General features: G+C 66.5%; 13 protein-coding genes and 1 tRNA gene. 13 read left to right on the top strand and 1 reads right to left on the bottom strand.

What is annotated here, in order from left to right:
- Positions 1-374: 374 nt before the first annotated feature.
- From SIL87_RS17825 to SIL87_RS17855, 7 genes are all read left to right on the top strand, one after another.
- A complete protein-coding gene (locus SIL87_RS17825) occupies positions 375-1550 on the top strand; it encodes an efflux RND transporter periplasmic adaptor subunit (RefSeq protein WP_319615491.1) in 1176 nt (391 codons plus the stop codon).
- Positions 1547-4558: an efflux RND transporter permease subunit gene (locus SIL87_RS17830; RefSeq protein WP_319615492.1), complete on the top strand. Its 3012-nt coding sequence runs from the start codon at positions 1547-1549 to the stop codon at positions 4556-4558. Before SIL87_RS17825 ends, SIL87_RS17830 begins: the two co-directional genes overlap by 4 nt.
- A gap of 167 nt (positions 4559-4725) precedes the next feature.
- Positions 4726-6162, top strand: coding sequence for an efflux transporter outer membrane subunit (locus SIL87_RS17835; protein WP_319615493.1), 1437 nt, complete (start codon positions 4726-4728; stop codon positions 6160-6162).
- A gap of 61 nt (positions 6163-6223) precedes the next feature.
- Positions 6224-8668: a DNA topoisomerase (ATP-hydrolyzing) subunit B gene (gene gyrB, locus SIL87_RS17840; protein ID WP_405055244.1), complete on the top strand. Its 2445-nt coding sequence runs from the start codon at positions 6224-6226 to the stop codon at positions 8666-8668.
- Between the two features lie 71 nt (positions 8669-8739).
- Positions 8740-8816: transfer RNA gene (locus SIL87_RS17845), tRNA-Arg, on the top strand.
- Positions 8817-8842: 26 nt separating this feature from the next.
- The gene (locus tag SIL87_RS17850) at positions 8843-9028 is read left to right on the top strand and encodes a Trm112 family protein (RefSeq protein ID WP_319615494.1); all 186 of its coding nucleotides are present in this window, start codon (positions 8843-8845) and stop codon (positions 9026-9028) included.
- Positions 9025-9378: a DUF971 domain-containing protein gene (locus SIL87_RS17855; protein ID WP_319615495.1), complete on the top strand. Its 354-nt coding sequence runs from the start codon at positions 9025-9027 to the stop codon at positions 9376-9378. Before SIL87_RS17850 ends, SIL87_RS17855 begins: the two co-directional genes overlap by 4 nt.
- Before the next feature lie 48 nt (positions 9379-9426).
- On the opposite strand, the gene tpiA is transcribed toward SIL87_RS17855, so the two are convergent.
- Positions 9427-10155, bottom strand: a complete 729-nt coding sequence (gene tpiA / locus SIL87_RS17860; RefSeq protein ID WP_319615496.1) for a triose-phosphate isomerase — start codon at positions 10153-10155, stop codon at positions 9427-9429.
- A gap of 145 nt (positions 10156-10300) precedes the next feature.
- Here tpiA and SIL87_RS17865 point away from each other — a divergent pair, with 145 nt between their 5' ends.
- The 6 genes from SIL87_RS17865 to SIL87_RS17890 all read left to right on the top strand — a co-directional run bounded on the left by SIL87_RS17865 (position 10301) and on the right by SIL87_RS17890 (position 18076).
- On the top strand, positions 10301-12187 hold the full coding sequence (locus SIL87_RS17865; protein WP_319615497.1) for a peptidylprolyl isomerase: 1887 nt from the start codon (positions 10301-10303) through the stop codon (positions 12185-12187).
- Positions 12188-12196: 9 nt separating this feature from the next.
- Positions 12197-13708: an anthranilate synthase component I gene (gene trpE, locus SIL87_RS17870; RefSeq protein WP_319615498.1), complete on the top strand. Its 1512-nt coding sequence runs from the start codon at positions 12197-12199 to the stop codon at positions 13706-13708.
- Positions 13705-15330, top strand: a complete 1626-nt coding sequence (locus tag SIL87_RS17875; protein WP_319615499.1) for a bifunctional anthranilate synthase component II/anthranilate phosphoribosyltransferase — start codon at positions 13705-13707, stop codon at positions 15328-15330. Before trpE ends, SIL87_RS17875 begins: the two co-directional genes overlap by 4 nt.
- Entirely contained in the window at positions 15327-16136 is an 810-nt protein-coding gene (gene trpC, locus SIL87_RS17880; protein ID WP_319615500.1) for an indole-3-glycerol phosphate synthase TrpC, read from the top strand. Before SIL87_RS17875 ends, trpC begins: the two co-directional genes overlap by 4 nt.
- The gene (moaC, locus tag SIL87_RS17885; RefSeq protein ID WP_319615501.1) at positions 16133-16606 is read left to right on the top strand and encodes a cyclic pyranopterin monophosphate synthase MoaC; all 474 of its coding nucleotides are present in this window, start codon (positions 16133-16135) and stop codon (positions 16604-16606) included. The genes trpC and moaC overlap by 4 nt, the downstream gene beginning before the upstream one ends.
- A gap of 288 nt (positions 16607-16894) precedes the next feature.
- On the top strand, positions 16895-18076 hold the full coding sequence (locus tag SIL87_RS17890; RefSeq protein WP_319612316.1) for an IS256 family transposase: 1182 nt from the start codon (positions 16895-16897) through the stop codon (positions 18074-18076).
- The last annotated feature ends 2 nt before the right edge of the window (positions 18077-18078 follow it).

Genomic DNA, 18078 nt, shown 5'->3' on the forward strand with positions numbered 1-18078 from the left:
CCCCCCAACCGTCATGGCCAAAAACGACATTATATTATTGTACCATCATAACCAAGTCGTTTTCCCGTCGCGGTTGCAAACGTGATGCTTGATCGAGGATCGAGCGGGTTCACGCGATCCGGAATGCTAGCTGTTTTTTCGGCGCGCGCAGTTATGGATCCGGTGCGGTCGGGCCACCGGACAGGACGACGCAACTTAATATCGCGATGGATGCTGAAAAGGCTCTACAGAAACCAACAAATTGCGATCTCGCGCAATTCGATATTCCGTATGGTTGTGTCTTTACCACCCCCCCCGACCTGGGCGAAACACTTGATCCCGGTCGCTTTTCGTCTGCGGCCCAACCTGCTTCGGCTTCACCAAGGAGAGTTCCCATGCCCGGCGGTCAACCGGACCCATTGCGCGGCCGCGCGCCCGCCGGACTGTGTTGCGTGCAGGCGGGACGGACACGCCGGGCCGCGCGGGCCGTCGTTGGACCGGCGGCGGTCGCGCTGGCGCTGAGTGTCGCGGTGGCGCAGGCGGCGGGCGAAGCAACGCCACAGGTGCCGGTGACGCGGGTTCATCCGACCCGGTATCGTGCCACGGTCGAGGTTTCCGGTCAGATTGCGGCCGTGCAGTCCGCCACCATTGCCGCGCAGCGCGCCGGGGTGATCGGCACCGTGCTGTTTCATTCGGGCGAGACCGTCACCAAGGGCGAAGTGCTGCTGCGCTTCGACGATGGGGTGGAACGCGCGCAGGTCGCGCTCGATCGGGCGAAACTCGATCAGGCGGGCCGGACCATTGCGCGGGACCGGAAATTGCGCGCGATCTCGGGCGTGTCGGAAGCGCAGGTGGAAACCGATCAGGCGGGCTATGCCGAAGCCGCCGCGCAACTGGCCCTCGATACCGCGCGCGAGAACCGCCGGATCGTGCGGGCCCCGTTCGGGGGAATTCTGGGAATCCGCCGGGTTTCCGCAGGGGATTACCTCGCGCAGGGGGCCACGATCACGACGATCACCCAGACCGATCCGCTGCGCGTGCTGTTCGCCGTGCCGGAAACCGAACTTGCGGGGATCGGCTTCGGCGATGCGTTCCGGTTTACCGCGCCCGGCGCCGGCGGGAATGACGGGACGGATGCGGCAGCGGCACAAATCGGGCGCATTCTCGCCCTCAGCCCGCAGCTGAACGCAACGACGCGGGCGCGGATGGTCGAGGGGCGGATCGCCAATCCCGATCATACCCTGATGCCGGGTGCGTTCGGCACCGTGACGATTGCGACGGGCACGCCGGTTGCAGCGTATCGGGTGCCGGCGACCGCGGTGGATTACGGGCCGCTCGGCAGTTTCGTCTATGCCGTCGATCAGCACGCATCAAAATCGGTGGTGCGGGCGGTCTACGTCAAAATCCTGTCCACCGCGGGAGCGACCACGATCATTCGCGCGGCGAAGGCGACCCCGCTGAACACCATCGTTGCGATCGGCGGATTCAAACTTCAGGATGGCGAGGGCATCGTGCCGGAAACCGCCGGCGCGCTCCAGGCGGCGCGGGTGAAACCGGGCGCGAAATCATGAGCCCGACGCGGGGATGGACTAGCCCGTGGGCGCGTTTGCTCAACCACCCGATCCTCGTGGGTCTCGGCGTGGCGGCGCTCATGCTGTTCGGGACAATCTCGCTGCTGACCCTGCCGATCCGCCCGAGCCCGCCGATCCCGGCCAACCGGATCAAGATCGTCACACGCTACCCCGGCGCCTCGGCCTCGGTGGTCAACCGCTTCGTGACGATCCCGACCGAAGCGAGCGTCGCGGCGGTGAACGGCGTGTCATACGTCACCGGCACGTCCCGCGAAGGACGCTCGGTCATCCGCGCCTATCTCGGCGGCGGCGTCGATCCCAACACGGTCTATGCCGAAGTGCTCTCGGCGGTGAATGCCGCGCGCAACGATCTGCCGAGCGCGGCGCGGTTGCCGGAGGTCGCCTTGGTGGGGCGGCAGAGCGCCAATCAGGAACTCAACGTCGCCGCCCTGTTCGCGCCGGGAATTTCGGAAACCGCCGTCACCCGCTACCTCAAGACCGACGTGATCCCCCGGCTGGAAACCGTGCCGAATATCGGGCCGGTGACGGTATTCGCCCCGGACCCCGCCATCCGCGTCGCGATGAACCCGGCACGGATGGCCGCACTCGGCGTCACGCCGGGAGAAATCACCGATGCGCTGACCAATGCCGCCAACCTGTCCGCCGCCGGTTCGCTGCGCAACGCGGCGGGCGTGATCCCCGTGGAAGCGCGCAACGGGCTCGGCGCGATCGGGAATTTCCAGCGGATTCCGATCGTGACGCGCTCCGGGGTCACGATCCCGCTCTCATCGGTCGCGGATGTCGCCCTCGGCCCGCCATCCAAGACCTTCGAGAACTGGTGGCAGGGGCGGCGGGCGGTCTACCTCGCCGCCGGCGTGGCACCGGGCGGCAATATTCTGGACGTGTCGCGCGATGTCCGCCGGATGCTCGCCACCATTCGCAAGACCGCGCCGCCGGGGCTGGAACTGCCGCTGATCTATGACGAATCGATCAGCATCACCCGCTCCCTGCGCGATCTGGGCTTCACCCTGCTCATCACCATCGCGCTGGTCGTGGTGATCGTGCGCTTCTCCCTCGGCACCACGCGCGCCGCCGCCGCCCCGTTCCTCGCGATCGTGCTGTCGCTGCTGGGCACCGCGATCGTGATGCATCTGCGCGGGGAAAGCCTCAACCTGTTCACCATCATCGCGCTCGTCCTGGCCGTGGGGCTCGTGGTCGATGATGCGATCGTGGTGGTCGAGGATATTTTCCGCCGGATCAACGAAGGCGAAACCCCGCTCGACGCCGCCTCGGCCAGCGTCACCCGGCTCGCCCCGGTGCTCGCCGCGATTTCATCGACGCTGGTGGTCGCCTTCCTGCCCCTGCTGTTTCTGCAGGGATTGACCGCCGCACTGTTCCGCCCCTTCGCGAGCGTGCTGATCACCGCGTTTCTGCTCTCGCTGCTGATCGCGCTGACCGTGGTGCCGCTCATCGCACTCTGGGCGGGACGGCATTCCACCCGCGAAGCCGATACCGGGCCGATCGACCGGCTGCGCGACCTTTACGCCCGCATGCTCGCACCCGCGCTGCGCCACCCCGGCATGGTCGTGCTGGTCGCGGCGGTGCTCGCCGGGGTCAGCGGATTTCTCTACACGCAGGCCCCGCGCAATCTCACGCCCGCCGCCGATGGTCTTTCGGTCAATATTTTCGCCCAGGGCCCCTACGGCGCCTCGATCACCTACCTCAAGGCGCAATATCACCAGATCCAGGCCGTGCTCGACCGGCTCGAACCCGGTATGCCGGACTGGATGGTCGCCGATGAAAACGCCCACGGCCTGTTCGGCGGCTACAGCTTCGATACGCCGGACGAAGCGCTCCACGCCACCAAAATCCTCGGCGCGGCCCTCGGCAAACTCCCCGGAGTCAAAGCCTATGTCAACGAAAACAACGGGTTACCCGGCCTCAACGGGCTGCCGATCGACGTGCTGATCTCAGGGCAGGCCAGCTACGGCAAGCTGCTCGCGGTGGCGCAGAAGGTGATCGATGCCGGCTACGCCAGCGGCAAGTTCGACTTTCTCCAGGAATCGCCGGGGGCGAGCCAGCCGCAATACGCCATCTCGATCCGCCGCAACCTCGCCGCCGCACTCGATGTGCCAACCAGCGCGATCGGGAATGCACTGGCCGATTCACTCTCCGGCGGCACGATCGGCCATGTCAGCCTCGGGCATACCACGCTCGATGTGATCCCAACCGGGCCGCGCAATACCACCCCCGCCGGGATCGGGACCTACACGGTGCAGACCGCCAAAGGCGGGATCGTGCCGCTCGCGGATGTCACGCGGATCGCACTGCGTCAGGAACCCAACGCGATCGGCTCGTGGCAGGGCCTGCCGACCGTGACCATCCAGGGCCAGCCGAAACTCGGCGTCTCGCTCTCGGATGCGCTCGCCACCCTCAACAAGGCATTCACCGCCCAGCACACCCTGGGCATGTCGTTCGGCTACGCCGGCCCCTCCGCCACCTTCCGGCGCTCGCAGCACGAAAACAACCTCCTGTTCCTCATGGGCTTCGCCGGGCTGTTCTTTCTGCTCGCCGGTCAGTTCCGCTCGCTCCGCGACCCGTTCGTGGTGATCACCACCGTGCCGCTCGCCAGCCTCGGCCCGCTCTCCCTCATCGCCCTCGGCGGAGCAACCCTCAATATCGTCACCGAAATCGCCCTCCTCGCCGTATGGGGCCTGATCGCGCGACAAGGCATCCTGTTCGTCCAGGTCGCCCACGAACGCGCCCGCGACGGCCACCCGATCACCGAAGCCGCCCGCGACGCCGCACGACTGCGCTTCCGCCCGATCCTGATGATCACCCTCGCCCTGATCGGCGGCGCCATCCCGCTGATGCTCGCCAACGGACCCCAGGCCGTGATCCGCTACGATATCGGCGCCATCCTCGCGACCGGCATGGCCTCCGGCTTCATCCTGTCCCTGTTCGCCGTGCCGGCAATGTATTGCCTCGTCCACGGACGGCAACGATGAGGGACGTGCGCAAGACGGGGCTTCGCCCCGGACCCCAGCAGGGGCGCTGCCCCTGCACCCCGCCAAAGGCGGAGCCTTTGGAATCCGCTAGTTTCCGTCCGGAGGAGGGCGCTGCCACGGTGGTTCCGTCGATCTGGTCTGGATCGCCCTACTCCGGACGGAAACTCATGGGTTCTAAGGGCCCCGCCCTTAGTGGGGGTCCAGGGGGCAAAGCCCCCTGGTGGGGCTGGGGGCGAAGCCCCGTTCTGCTCACCGCCCTGATCCTCGCCGGCTGTGCCGTGCCGATCAGGCCGGTGGCGGTGGGTTCGGTGCCGGGGGCGTATGTGCGGGGCGGGCCGGTGGCGGGATCGGTTCTGGTGGGGGCGTGGTGGCGGGGGTTTGGCGATCGGTCGCTGGATCGGCTGGTGGCGGCGGGGGTGGTGCGGGCGCCGGGGGTGGTGGCGGCTTCGGCTCTGGTGCGGGCGGCGGCGGCGAACCGCGCGGCGGCGACCGGGGCATATCTGCCGCAGGTTTCGTTGAACCCGAACGTGTCGCGCCAGTCGTTTCCCACCGGGCCGAACGGGTATGGGGCGTACACGATCGACGAGATGGACGGGACGATTTCGTATAATCCCGGGTTGTTCGGGGCGCGGGCCTATGCGTTCCGGAATGGCGCGGCGCTGGTGGCGTATCAGCGGGCGGAGGTGGGTGCGGCGCGGTTGACGGTGGCGGACGGCATTGTGGTCGCGGCGATCACCGAGGCGGGGTTGAATGCGCAGATCCGGACCGACCGGGCGATTGCGGCGAGCGAGAAGCGGCTGCTGGATCTGCTGAACGGGGAGTATGGCGCGGGCGCGATTGCGCGGCTGCCGGTATTGCAGCAGCGGGCGCAGTATCAGGCGACGATGTCGGCTTTGCCCGCGTTGCTGGCCGAGGCGAGTGCCGAGCGCCATGCGATGGCGGTGGATAGCGGGGTGGCCCCGGCGGAGTTCAGGGGCGGGCATTACCGGCTGGCCGATTTCACGGTGCCGCGCGATGTGGTGCCGGCGGTGCCTTCGGCGCTGGTGGCGGGGCGGCCGGACATTGTGGCGGCGCGGGCCCTGGTTTCGGCGGATCATGCGGCGGTCGGGCAGGCGGTGGCGGCGTTGTATCCGAGCGTGACGCTGTCGGCGCAGGGCGGTTACGCGTCGGAGACGTTCAACACCTTGTTCGAGCCGGGGGCGGCGTTATGGACGCTGGCGGGGTCGTTGCTGGCGCCGGTATTCGATGGCGGGGTATTGCGCGCGCATGAGCGGGCGGCGCAGGCGACGCTCGCGAACGCGCTCGCGACCTATCGGGGGACGGTGCTGACCGCGTTCCAGCAGGTCGCGGACGGGTTGCGCAAGGTGGCGGCGGACCGGGAGTCGGTGCGCGAGAGCGACGCGGCGGCGGCGACGGCGGATGCGGCGTATACGCTGGCGCGCCAGCAGTTCAAGCTCGGGGCAGCGGATTACAATACGGTACTGACCGCCGAAATCGCATGGCGGCAGGCGCAGCTGGCGGCGGTTCAGGCGCAGACCCAGCAATTGCTCGACGACGCGGCGTTGCGCGCGGCGCTGGCGGGGGATGACGCGTCGGCTCATTAGGCATTTCGGCGGTTTTCTGCTATAAAATCGCGAAATACGCACCTTGGAGCACAATTCCGGCATGACCGATTCCGCCGACGCGACCCCTATGCCCATTCCCCCCGAATTGCCGCAGGAAGCGCTGGCCGATGCCGCTTACGACGCGGCCTCGATCAGCGTTTTGCGTGGGCTCGACGCCGTGCGCAAGCGGCCGGGCATGTATATCGGCGACACCGATGACGGGTCGGGGCTGCATCACATGGGCACCGAGATCATCGATAACGCGGTCGATGAGGCGCAGGCGGGATTTTGCGACCGGGTCGATGTCGTGCTGAACGGCGACGGATCGATGACGGTGACGGATAACGGGCGGGGGATTCCGACCGATATTCATCATGAGGAAGGGATTTCGGCGGCGGAGGTGGTGCTGACCCGTCTGCATGCCGGGGGCAAGTTCAACCAGAACTCCTACAAGGTTTCCGGCGGCCTTCATGGCGTGGGCGCGGCCGTGGTCAATGCGCTGTCGGAATGGATGGAGGTGCGGATCTGGCGCGAGGGGATGGAGCATTTCATCCGCTTCGAGCACGGCGAGACGGTGGCGCCGCTGAGAATTGTCGGGCCGTCCGATCATCCGACCGGGTCGGAGGTGAGTTTCAAGCCCTCGTCGGGAACGTTCACCCAGACCGAGTTCGATTATGCGATTTTCGAGCGGCGGCTGCGCGAGCTGGCATTTCTGAATTCGGGGCTGACGATCAATCTGCGCGACGAGCGCCATACCCCGGTGCAGGAGGCCAATTTTCTCTACCGGGGCGGTCTGATCGAATTCGTCAACTGGCTCGACCGGGCGAAAAGCCAGATTTTTTCCCCGCCGATCACCGATTACAAGGTCGATGCGGTCGGCGGCATCCGGGTGGAGTTCGCTCTGGCCTGGAACGAGACCTATCACGAAACCATGCTCTGTTTCACCAACAACATCGTCCAGCGCGACGGCGGCACGCATCTGGCGGGGTTCCGCTCCGCGCTGACGAGGGTGGTCTCGAAAATCGCGGAATCGGTCAGCAAGAAAGACAATCTGTCGCTCAACGGCGAGGATATGCGCGAGGGATTGACCGCGGTGCTTTCGGTCAAGGTGCCGGACCCGAAATTCTCCTCGCAGACCAAGGACAAGCTGGTGTCGTCCGAGGTCCAGCCGCTGGTGCAGGCGGCGGTGGCGGATGCGGTGGAGCACTGGTTCGAGACCCACCCGAAAGAGGGGCGGCTGATCGTCCAGAAAGTGATGGACGCAGCTTCGGCCCGCGAGGCGGCGCGGCGGGCGCGCGAACTGACCCGGCGCAAGGGCGTGCTCGATATCAGCACCCTGCCCGGCAAACTCGCGGATTGCCAGGAACGCGATCCCGCGAAATCCGAGATCTTCATCGTCGAGGGTGATTCGGCGGGTGGTTCGGCCAAGCAGGGGCGCGATCGCAAGACGCAGGCGATTTTGCCGCTCAAGGGCAAGATCCTCAACGTGGAGCGCGCACGGTTCGACCGGATGCTGGGCTCCGCCGAAATCGGCACGCTGATCACCGCGCTGGGCACCGGCATCGGCCCCTCCGGGCCCGAGCAGGGCGGGTTCGACATCAGCAAGCTGCGCTATCACCGCATCGTCATCATGACGGATGCGGACGTGGATGGCTCGCACATCCGCACCCTGCTGCTCACCTTCTTTTTCCGCCAGATGCGCGAACTGATCGAGCGCGGGCATCTCTATATCGCGCAGCCGCCGCTCTACCGGGCCAAGCGCGGCAACGAGGAACGCTACCTCAAGGACGACGACGCGATGGAGGCGTATCTGTTCGAGCGCGCCCTCAACGAAGCCCGGATCGACGGGATCGATCTCGCCGCCGAACTGCCGTTCCTGCGCGAAGCCTCCCGGCGGATCACCGATCTCGCCCGCGACATGCCGGTTGCCTATATCGAACAGGCCGCGATCGTCGGCGTGCTCGGGGCGGAACCCGCCCAGATGACCGACCGCGCACCGGCGCTCGCCGGCAGGCTCGATGCGATCTCGCCGCCCAACGAACGCGGCTGGGTGGTTGCGGTGGATGCCGGGGGGATCGTGATCGGGCGCACCGTGCGCGGTGTGGCCGAGCGCTTCACCCTCGACCTTGCCGCACTTCGTTCGACCGAGGCGCGCTGGCTGGCCGAACGCGCCGAACGCCTCGCCGCGATGTTCACCACCGCCCCCGCGCTCCGGCAGGGCGAGACCGCGAAGCCGGTGCAGGGACCGTCGAGCCTGGTGGAGGCGCTGTTCGCGATCGGGCGGAAGGGCCTGTCGATCCAGCGCTTCAAGGGTCTCGGCGAAATGAACCCCGAGCAGCTCTGGCATACCACGCTCGACCCGGAGGTGCGCCGCCTGCTTCAGGTGCGGATCGGGGACGCCGAGGAGAGCGACCAGATTTTCTCGACCCTGATGGGCGACGTGGTGGAACCCCGCCGGGAATTCATCGTCGGCAATGCGCTGAAAGTCGCCAATCTGGACGTATGAGGCCGATGGCGGCACCGCGTTCGCGCGGGGTTGCGGTTTTCGGGGCGATCCGCTAATCCGGCCCGCACAGCGCACCCGTAGCTCAACTGGATAGAGCACCAGACTACGAATCTGGGGGTTAGGAGTTCGAGTCTCTTCGGGTGCGCCATTCCACCATCGCAAAGGATACGCGCCATGACCGATCCGGCGCCGATCGACCCGAGGTTGCTCGAAGTTCTGGTCTGCCCGCTCACCAAAGGGCCGCTGGTTTACGATCGGGCGCAGGGCGAATTGATCAGCACGCAGGCCGGGCTAGCCTTTCCGATCCGCGACGGGATTCCGATCATGCTGATCGACGAGGCGCGGAAGATCGACTCGTGACCCTGCCCGAGCCGACCGAAATCCGCCTCAAGCGCGCGGAACGCGTGCTCGACATCAGTTTCGCCGACGGGTCGCATTTCATTTTACCGGCGGAGTATCTCCGGGTCGAAAGCCCGAGCGCCGAGGTTCAGGGCCACAGCCCGGAGCAGCGTCAGCTGGTGGGCGGAAAATCCGGGGTCGGCATCACGTCGCTGGAGCCGAACGGGCATTATGCCATTCGCATCACCTTCGACGATGGGCACTCGACCGGCATATTCTCGTGGGACTACCTGCATCGCCTCGGGCGGGAGCAGGAGTTCCGATGGGCGGCCTATCTCAAGGCCATCGAGGCGGCCGGGCTGAGCCGCTGACTTCGCCGCCTTCTATCGCTGCGCCGCCCTCTATCGCTGCGCGGCCCTCTATCGCTGCGCGGCTTGGGCAATCGCAAGGAAATCATCCGCTTCGAGGCTGGCCCCGCCGATCAAGGCGCCTCCGACTTCGGGAATGGCGAGAAGTTCCGCCGCATTGGCGGGTTTCACCGACCCGCCATAGAGAATGAGCATGGCCGTGCCGGCATCCCCCAGCTGCTTTTTCAGCGAGGCGCGGATGCTGGCGTGCATCGCCGCGACATCGGCAACGGTGGGCGTTTTGCCGGTGCCGATCGCCCAGACCGGCTCGTAGGCGATCAGGCCGGCAAACCCGTCCGGCACGCTCCCGGCAAGCTGCGCACGGACCACGGTTTCCGCCTCGCCGGACTCGCGTTCGGCCAGAGTTTCACCAACACAGATAATCGGGATCAGCCCGGCGGCGGTGGCAGTGCGGGCCTTGTCGCGCACCAGAGCGGAGCGCTCGCCATGATCGGCCCGGCGTTCCGAATGACCGAGAATGACGTGGCTGGCCCCGATCTCGGCGAGGAGCGGGGCAGAGACATCGCCGGTATGGGCGCCCGCGACCTCGACCGCGCAATCCTGCGCCCCGACCGCGACCGGCGCACCGGCGAAGGCCGCGATCATCGGCCCGATCAGGGGAAAAGGCGGGCAGATCAGCAGGTCAACCCCGTCCACGCCCGCCGCAAGGGGAGCGGCAAAGCCAGCGAGGCCGGCGAGGGTGCCGTTCATTTTCCAGTTACCCGCAATCATCTGGCGCATCGGATCGTGTCCTCGGTTATCAGGCAGGGCCGGTGCGACCGGCCGGGAATGAGCAGGCTGCTTCGTAGCCTCAGCATGGGCCGGGTGGCAATCGGCGGCGCGCGTGGTAATACGCCGGTCTCTCGCTGCACAAGGTTGGAAACGGATGCTCTCGACGATCCGCAAATTGCTCGACAACTGGCTGGTTCGCGCCTTTTTCATGGTGCTGATCGCCGTGTTCATCTTCTGGGGGGTCTCCAGCGTGATCACCCAGCACGGGTCGAGCGAGGCGGTCGCCACCGTCGGCGGCCAGTCGATCCAGGCCGAGGACATCAACTCATCGTATCAGCAGCAGGTCACCGCCTATGCGCAGGCGCATAACGGCGCGGAGCCGAGCCAGGGCGAGCGCCGCCTCTATGCCGGGGCCGCGCTGGGCCAGGCCATCGACCGCGCGACGATGGCGCTGGATGCCCGCCATCTCGGCGTCGTGGCACCGCCCGAGGCACTCCGGGCCCAGATTTTCGCGATGAGCGTGTTCGACGGTCCGGACGGCAAGTTCGACAAGGCGACCTTCAATCAGGTGCTCGCCCAGCATAACCTGACCCCGGCGGCGTTCATGGCGGATATTTCGCGCGGCCTCAACGCGAGCCAGATCGTGCAGGCGATCACCGTGGGAGCCGTGGCCCCCGCGCCGCTGGTAAAGCAGATCTATGATTATGTCGGTCAGGAACGCACGATCGAGTACGCGCAACTCCCCTTCGCCGCCGCAACACCCCCGCCCCCGCCCGCGACGGCGGTGCTCAGGCGGTACTGGCGCGATCACCCCGGGCGGTTTTCAACCCCGGCGCTGCGCAAAGTCCAGGTGGTCATTCTCTCGCCCGCCCTGCTCGCGGCGGACCAGACCGTGACGAAGGCGGAACTCGACGCCGAATACAAGGATGAGGCCTCGAAATTCGGGCGCATCGCCAGCCGATCGGTCGAGATCATCACCGCCGAGGACGCACCGAGCGCGGCGAAACTCGCGGCCCTGTGGAACAAGGGCACGAGCTGGGCCGCAATGAAACAGGCCGCCAATGCCGCGAGCGCAACGGCAGTGACGTTCAACGACGCCCAGCCGGACCAGTTCCCCTCGGGGCGTCTGGCCAAGGCTGTGTTCGCCGCCACGCCGGATCAGGTGTCCGCGCCGGTGACCGGCGCGCTCGGCACCTATGTGTTCAAGGTGACCAAGGCCAATCCGGGCGGCACGACCCCGCTGGCCCAGGTGGAACCGCAGGTGAAGGCGGCGGTGCAATTGCGCAAGGCGCGTCACGTGGTGAATGCCAGCGTGACGAAATTGCAGGATGCGCTGGCGGGCAACACCTCGCTCGATCATCTGCCGGGGGATCTGCACCTCGTGGCGGTCGAGGGAACGCTCGATGCGGAGGGCATGACCGCCGAAGGCAAGCCCGCACCGATCCCCGGCCCGAAGGCCTTGCGCGCCGCGATCGTGAAATCCGCGTTCGATACCGCGCCGGGGGCGCAGCCGCGCGCGATCACCGGGCCGGATGACAGCTACTACGCGATCTCGGTGCAGAAGCTGATCCCCCCCGCGCTGAAACCCTACGACAAGGTCGCAACCGCAGTGCTGAGCGACTGGACCGGCGATCAGGTCAAGCGCCAGGAGGAGATTGCCGCCGCGTCCCTGATCAGTGCGGTGAAATCCGGCAAAACCTTCGCGCAAGCCGCGAACGCGGCGGGTCAGCCGATCACGACCTCGCCGCCGATGACCCGCGCAAAGCCCGCCGCCGGGGTTCCGGCCAAATTGCTGCCGATCATCTTCACGCTCAAGCCGGGCGAGCCGACCATGGTTGAAACCGAGAGCGAGTTCGTCGTGGGGGTGGTGAAAAGCATCACCGAACCCAAACCGGGCAGCAATCCCGCCATCGTGGCCCGCATTCAGACCTCGCTCGACAATGCGATGCAGACCGATATCCTGCAGACCTACGCGACCGCCCTGCGCAGCCGCTATCATGTAAAGATCAACGCCGCGAAACTGCACCAGATCAGTGACTGAGGAGAGGTTATGAACGCCGTGCCCGACCCGATGACCGGATTCCGCGCCGCCTATGAAGCAGGATCGGGCGCGCTGGTGTGGCGGGTGCTCGCGGCGGATCTGATCACACCGGTCGCGGCGTTCCTCAAGCTCGCCCACGGCAGGCCCTATTCCCTGCTGCTCGAAAGCGTCGAAGGCGGCGCGGCGCGCGGGCGATATTCAGTAATCGCGTTCGCGCCGGACCTCGTGTGGCGCTGCGAGAGCGGGGTCGTCAGCATCAATCGCGACGCGGCGCACGATACCGGGGCCTTCGTCGCCGATCATCGCGATGCCTTCGCCAGCCTGCGCGCCCTGCTCGCGGAAACCCGGCTCGACCTTCCGGAGCATCTGCCGCCGATGACCGGCGGGCTGGTTGGCTACCTCGGCTACGACATGGTCCGGCTGATGGAACGGCTGCCGGCGGATAATCCCGATGTGCTGGGCATTCCCGATGCGGTGCTGATGCGGCCGGGATTGTTCGCGATTTTCGATTCGGTGAACGACGAAATCACCCTCGCCGCCCCCGCCTGGCGGCGCGAGGGGGTCACGGCGGCGGATGCCTTTCAAGCCGCAACCGCGCGGATCGAGGCGGCGCAGGCAGCGCTCGAGCAGCCGACCCCCCACCTCACCGGCTCGCTCGCCCCCGCCGGTGTGCCGGTGCCCAACATGACCGAGGCCGATTTCAAGGCGATGGTCGCGCGCGGGAAAGAGTATATCGTCGCCGGGGACGTGTTTCAGGTCGTGGCGAGCCAGCGTTTCGCGCAGGACTTCACCGCCCCGCCCTTTGCGTTCTACCGCAGCCTGCGGCGGATCAACCCCGCCCCGTTCCTGTTTTTCCTCGATTTCGGCGCCTATCAGGCGGTGGGATCGAGCCCGGAAATCCTGGTGCGCCTGCGCGACGGCACCGTCACGATCCGCCCCCTTGCCGGAACCCGCCGGCGCGGCGCCAACCGCGCCGAGGACGAGGCCATGGAGAGCGAACTGCTCGAAGACCCCAAGGAACGCGCCGAGCACCTCATGCTGCTCGACCTCGCGCGCAACGATGTCGGCCGGGTCGCCAAAATCGGCTCGGTGGCGGTGACCGAGAGCTTCGCGATCGAGCGGTTTTCCCATGTGATGCACATCTCCTCCACGGTCGAAGGCACGATCCGGCCCGACGCCGATGCGCTGGACGCGCTGATCGCCGGGTTCCCCGCCGGGACGCTTTCGGGCGCTCCGAAAGTGCGGGCGATGGAAATCATCGAGGAGTTCGAACCCTCGCGGCGCGGCCTGTACGGCGGCTGCATCGGCTATTTCGCCGCGAACGGCACGATGGACACGTGCATCGCGCTGCGCACCGCGCTGATCAAGGACCATAAACTCTACGTCCAATCGGGCGTCGGCATCGTCGCGGATTCCGATCCCGACGCGGAATATGCCGAAAGCCTGCAAAAGGCCCGCGCGCTGTTCCGCGCCGCCGAGGATGCGGTGAACTACGTGAGCGTGAACCGGAGCGCGCCATGATCCTGATCATCGACAATTACGACAGCTTCACCTTCAACCTCGTGCATTTCTTCGGCGATCTCGGGGCCGATTGCGTGGTCCGGCGCAACGACCGGATCACCCCGGAGGAAGTGCTGGCCCTGCAGCCCGAGGCGATCGTGCTCTCGCCCGGCCCCTGCACCCCGAACGAGGCGGGGATCTGCCTCGACCTGATCCACGCCGCCGCCGGCAAGGTGCCGATCCTCGGGGTCTGCCTCGGTCATCAGGCGATCGGCCAGGCGTTCGGCGGCGTGGTGAAACGCGCGCCGCAGCCGATGCACGGCAAGATGGCCGCGATCCGCCATCAGGGCAGCGACATTTTCGCAGGCGTGCCGGACGCGTTCGAGGCGACCCGGTATCATTCGCTGATCGTCGAGCGCGACACCCTGCCCGAAACGCTGGTACCGACCGCCTTCACCGAAGACGGGCTGATCATGGGAATGCGGCATCGCGACCTGCCGATTTTCGGTGTGCAGTTCCACCCCGAGAGCATCGCGACCGCGCATGGCCACACGTTGCTGCGCAATTTCCTGGCGCTGGCACGGGGCCGCAACCAGGGTTCCGCCGAGATTCTGGCCGATCTGAAACCGGTGCTCGACCGTCTGGCACGGGGCGACAAGCTGAGCGAAGACCTCTCGGAAGCCGCCTTCGGCGCGATCATCGACGGAAAATCGAACGACGCCCAGATTGCCGGGATGCTGCTCGCGATGCGGGTGCGCGGGGAGACCGTGGCCGAACTCACCGGAGCGGTACGCGCGATGCGCGAGCGGATGCGCGCGATCAAGGCCCCCGAGGGCGCGATCGACGTGTGCGGCACCGGCGGCGACGGCGTGGGCACGCTGAATATCTCGACCGCGGTAACCTTCGTCCTCGCCGGACTGGGCGTGCCGGTGGCCAAGCACGGCAATCGCGCGCTCTCCTCGCGCGCAGGCGCGGCGGATGTGCTGACCGCCCTCGGCGTCGCGGTGGAACCGCCGTTCGAGCGGCTCTCGGCCATCCTGAACGAGGCCGGGTGTGTGTTCCTGTACGCGCCGCGCCATCATGCCGGGCTGCGCCATGCGGCGGCGGCACGGATCGCGCTCGGCACCCGCACCATTTTCAACCTGCTCGGCCCGCTCGCCAACCCCGCCTCCGTCCGGCGACAGCTGGTCGGCGTGTTCGACCCGGTCTGGGCGCGGCCGATGGCGGAGAGCCTGGCCCAGCTCGGAACCGAGCGGGCGATGGTGGTGCACGGCCAGGGCCTCGATGAATTGACGCTGGTGGGCGAAAGCCGGATCGTGCTGCTCGATCACGGGGCGATCTCGGAGACCAGCGTGACCCCCGAGGAGGCCGGACTGGCGCGCGCCCCGCTCGCCGCGATCATCGGCGGGGATGCCGCGCATAATGCCGGGCGGCTCCGCGCGCTGCTCGATGGCGAGGCCGGGGCCTATCGCGACGCCGTGTTGCTCAACGCGGCGGCAGGTCTGATCGTGGCGGGCCGGGCCGATGATTTCCGCACCGGTGCGGAAATCGCCGCCGGCTCGATCGACAGCGGCGCGGCGCGCGCGGCGCTGGAGCGGCTGCGGCGGGCAAGTGCGACAACCACCCTGGAGCCCGCCCGATGAACGACGCCCAAACCGACATCCTGCGCCGGATCTGCGACGATACCCGCACCGAAACCGCGCGGCGGCGGAGCGAATGCGATCTCGATACCGTCAAGGGCCTCGCGCGGGATGCCGAGCCACCCCGTGGGTTCGCGCGGGCGCTGATGGATGCCGCGGCGTCGGGCCGCACCGGGTTGATCGCGGAAATCAAGAAAGCCTCGCCGAGCGCCGGGCTGATCCGCGCCGATTTCGATCCGGCGGCGATCGCGCGCGCGTATAAGGAGGGCGGCGCGGTCTGCCTTTCGGTGCTGACCGACGGCAAATATTTCCAGGGCGACATCGCGCATTTCACGGCGGCGCGCGCGGCGGTCGATCTGCCGATGCTGCGCAAGGATTTCATCCTCGACGAGTGGCAGATTTACGAGAGCCGCGCGATCGGGGCGGATTGCATCCTGCTGATCATGGCCGCCCTCACCGATGACGAGGCCCGCCGCTTCGAGGAACTGGCAACCGCACTCGACATGACCGTTCTGGCCGAGGTCCATGACGATACCGAACTCGAACGGGCGCTCGGGCTGCGGGCACGGCTGGTCGGGATCAACAACCGCGATCTCAAGACCATGACCACCGATATCAGCCTGTCCGAGCGGATGGCCGCGACTATACCGCCGGAGCGTTTCGTGGTGGCGGAAAGCGGCATCCGCGATTTCGCCGATATCGAACGGCTCAAGGCCGCCGGGGTCCAGGGCATTCTGGTCGGCGAAAGCCTGATGCGTCAGGACGACATCACCAAAGCGACCCGCGCGCTGCTCGGCGTGGGGTCATGAGCCTCACCCATATCGATGCGACCGGCGCGGCCCGCATGGTCGATGTCTCGGCCAAGCCGGCCACGGTGCGGGATGCCGCAGCCTCCTGTCACGTCACGATGCGGCCGGAAACCCTCGCTCTCGTCCTCGACGGCGCCGCGAAAAAGGGCGATGTCCTGGCAACCGCGCGGATCGCCGGCATCATGGCGGCGAAACGCACGGCGGATCTGATCCCGTTATGTCATCCGCTCGCGATTGCCTCGGTGACGGTGGACCTGACGCCGGATGCGGCGCTGCCCGGCATCCATGTCCGCGCCGTCGTGCGCACCACGGGACCGACCGGGGTGGAAATGGAAGCGCTCACCGCCGCCTCGGTCGCGGCGCTGACGATTTATGACATGTTGAAGGCAGCCGATCGCGCCATGCGGATCGAGGCGCTGCGGGTCGTGGCGAAATCCGGCGGCAAGTCGGGCGATTTCACCCAGGAGTGAGCGTTGCGGGACGGTTCAGTGATCGAGGCCGGGCACACGCCCAATATTTAGTCATTCGTGAATAAAAATTATAAATATTGCGTCTTTATTGAGATCGTTGTGTCATTCAACCGTCATAAATGACAAATCCGTATGCAGTTTCCGCTGCCGTTACAGCCGGTGGTGTAACCTGACGTCTGGAAATTCATTTTGGGTTGGGAGTTGGTGCCCTTGCCGGGGCATGCCCCGGCAAGGGCTGTTCATTCTGGTATTCCATGCAGTTGTTCACACCAACATGGAGACCGATGAATGGACGCCAAAAAGGATACGATTATCGAGGCACTTTTGGAACATCTGATCGAAAACGGCGCAGGCGATATCGCCACGGTATTTGCCAGGACCTTCGAACTCGCCATGCAGATCGAGCGCGAACGCTTCCTCCACGCCAGTCACTACGAGCGCAACCCCGATCGTCAGGGTTACGCCAATGGCTACAAGCCCAAGCGGATCGATACCCCGGCCGGGTCGATCACCGTCGATGTCCCCAAAACCGCCGGTCACGTGGGCGAACCCTTCTACCCACAGTCCCTCGAACGCGGCCGACGCTCGGTCCGCGCCGTCATGGTCGCCGTCGCCGAAATGTACATCAAAGGCGTCTCCACCCGCGACGTCGAGGCCGTCATGCGCGAATTCGGCATCGAAAGCCTCTCCTCCGCTCAGGTCAGCCGCGCCAGCAAGCTGCTCGATGACGAACTCGCCGCCTGGCGCACCCGACCCCTCGCCGAGATCCGCTACCTCATCCTCGACGCCAGATATGAAAAAATGCGCGATAATGGCGTCGTCCGCGATGCCGCCGTGCTCTCGGCCATCGGCATCGGACCCGATGAACGCCGCCGTGTCCTCGGCGTCTCGGTCGCCCTTTCCGAGGCCGAAGTCCATTGGCGTGCCTTCCTCGAAAGCCTCCATCAGCGTGGCCTGCGAGGCGTCGAATTCATCGTCTCCGATGACCATGCCGGATTGCACGCCGCACGCCGCGCCGTCTTCGGCGCCGCACACTGGCAACGATGCCAGTTCCACCTCGCCCAAAACGCCATCCACCACGCCCCCAACCACGCCATCCGCAAACGCATCGGCGCAGAACTCCGGACCGTCTGGAACGCAAATTCCCTCGCCGCTGCCCAGATCGCTCTCACAACCCTCGTCAATGCCTATCGCGACACCGCACCAAAGCTCGCCGATTGGCTCGAACGAAATATCCCCGAAGGCCTCACCGTCTTCACACTGCCAGAACCCCACCAGCGCCGGCTTCGCACTTCCAACCCCATGGAACGCGGCATCCAGCAGGAACTCAAACGCCGCACCACCAAAATCAGGGTCTTCCCCAACGAAGCCTCCCTCGAACGCCTCGTCAGCGCCGTCCTCGTCGAAATCGATGAAAAATGGGCCGCCGACACCAAGGGCTACATCAAGTGGGACTACCAGGATGCCTGACC

The organism is Acidiphilium acidophilum, assembly GCF_033842475.1.
In the GTDB taxonomy this organism is placed as follows: domain Bacteria; phylum Pseudomonadota; class Alphaproteobacteria; order Acetobacterales; family Acetobacteraceae; genus Acidiphilium; species Acidiphilium acidophilum.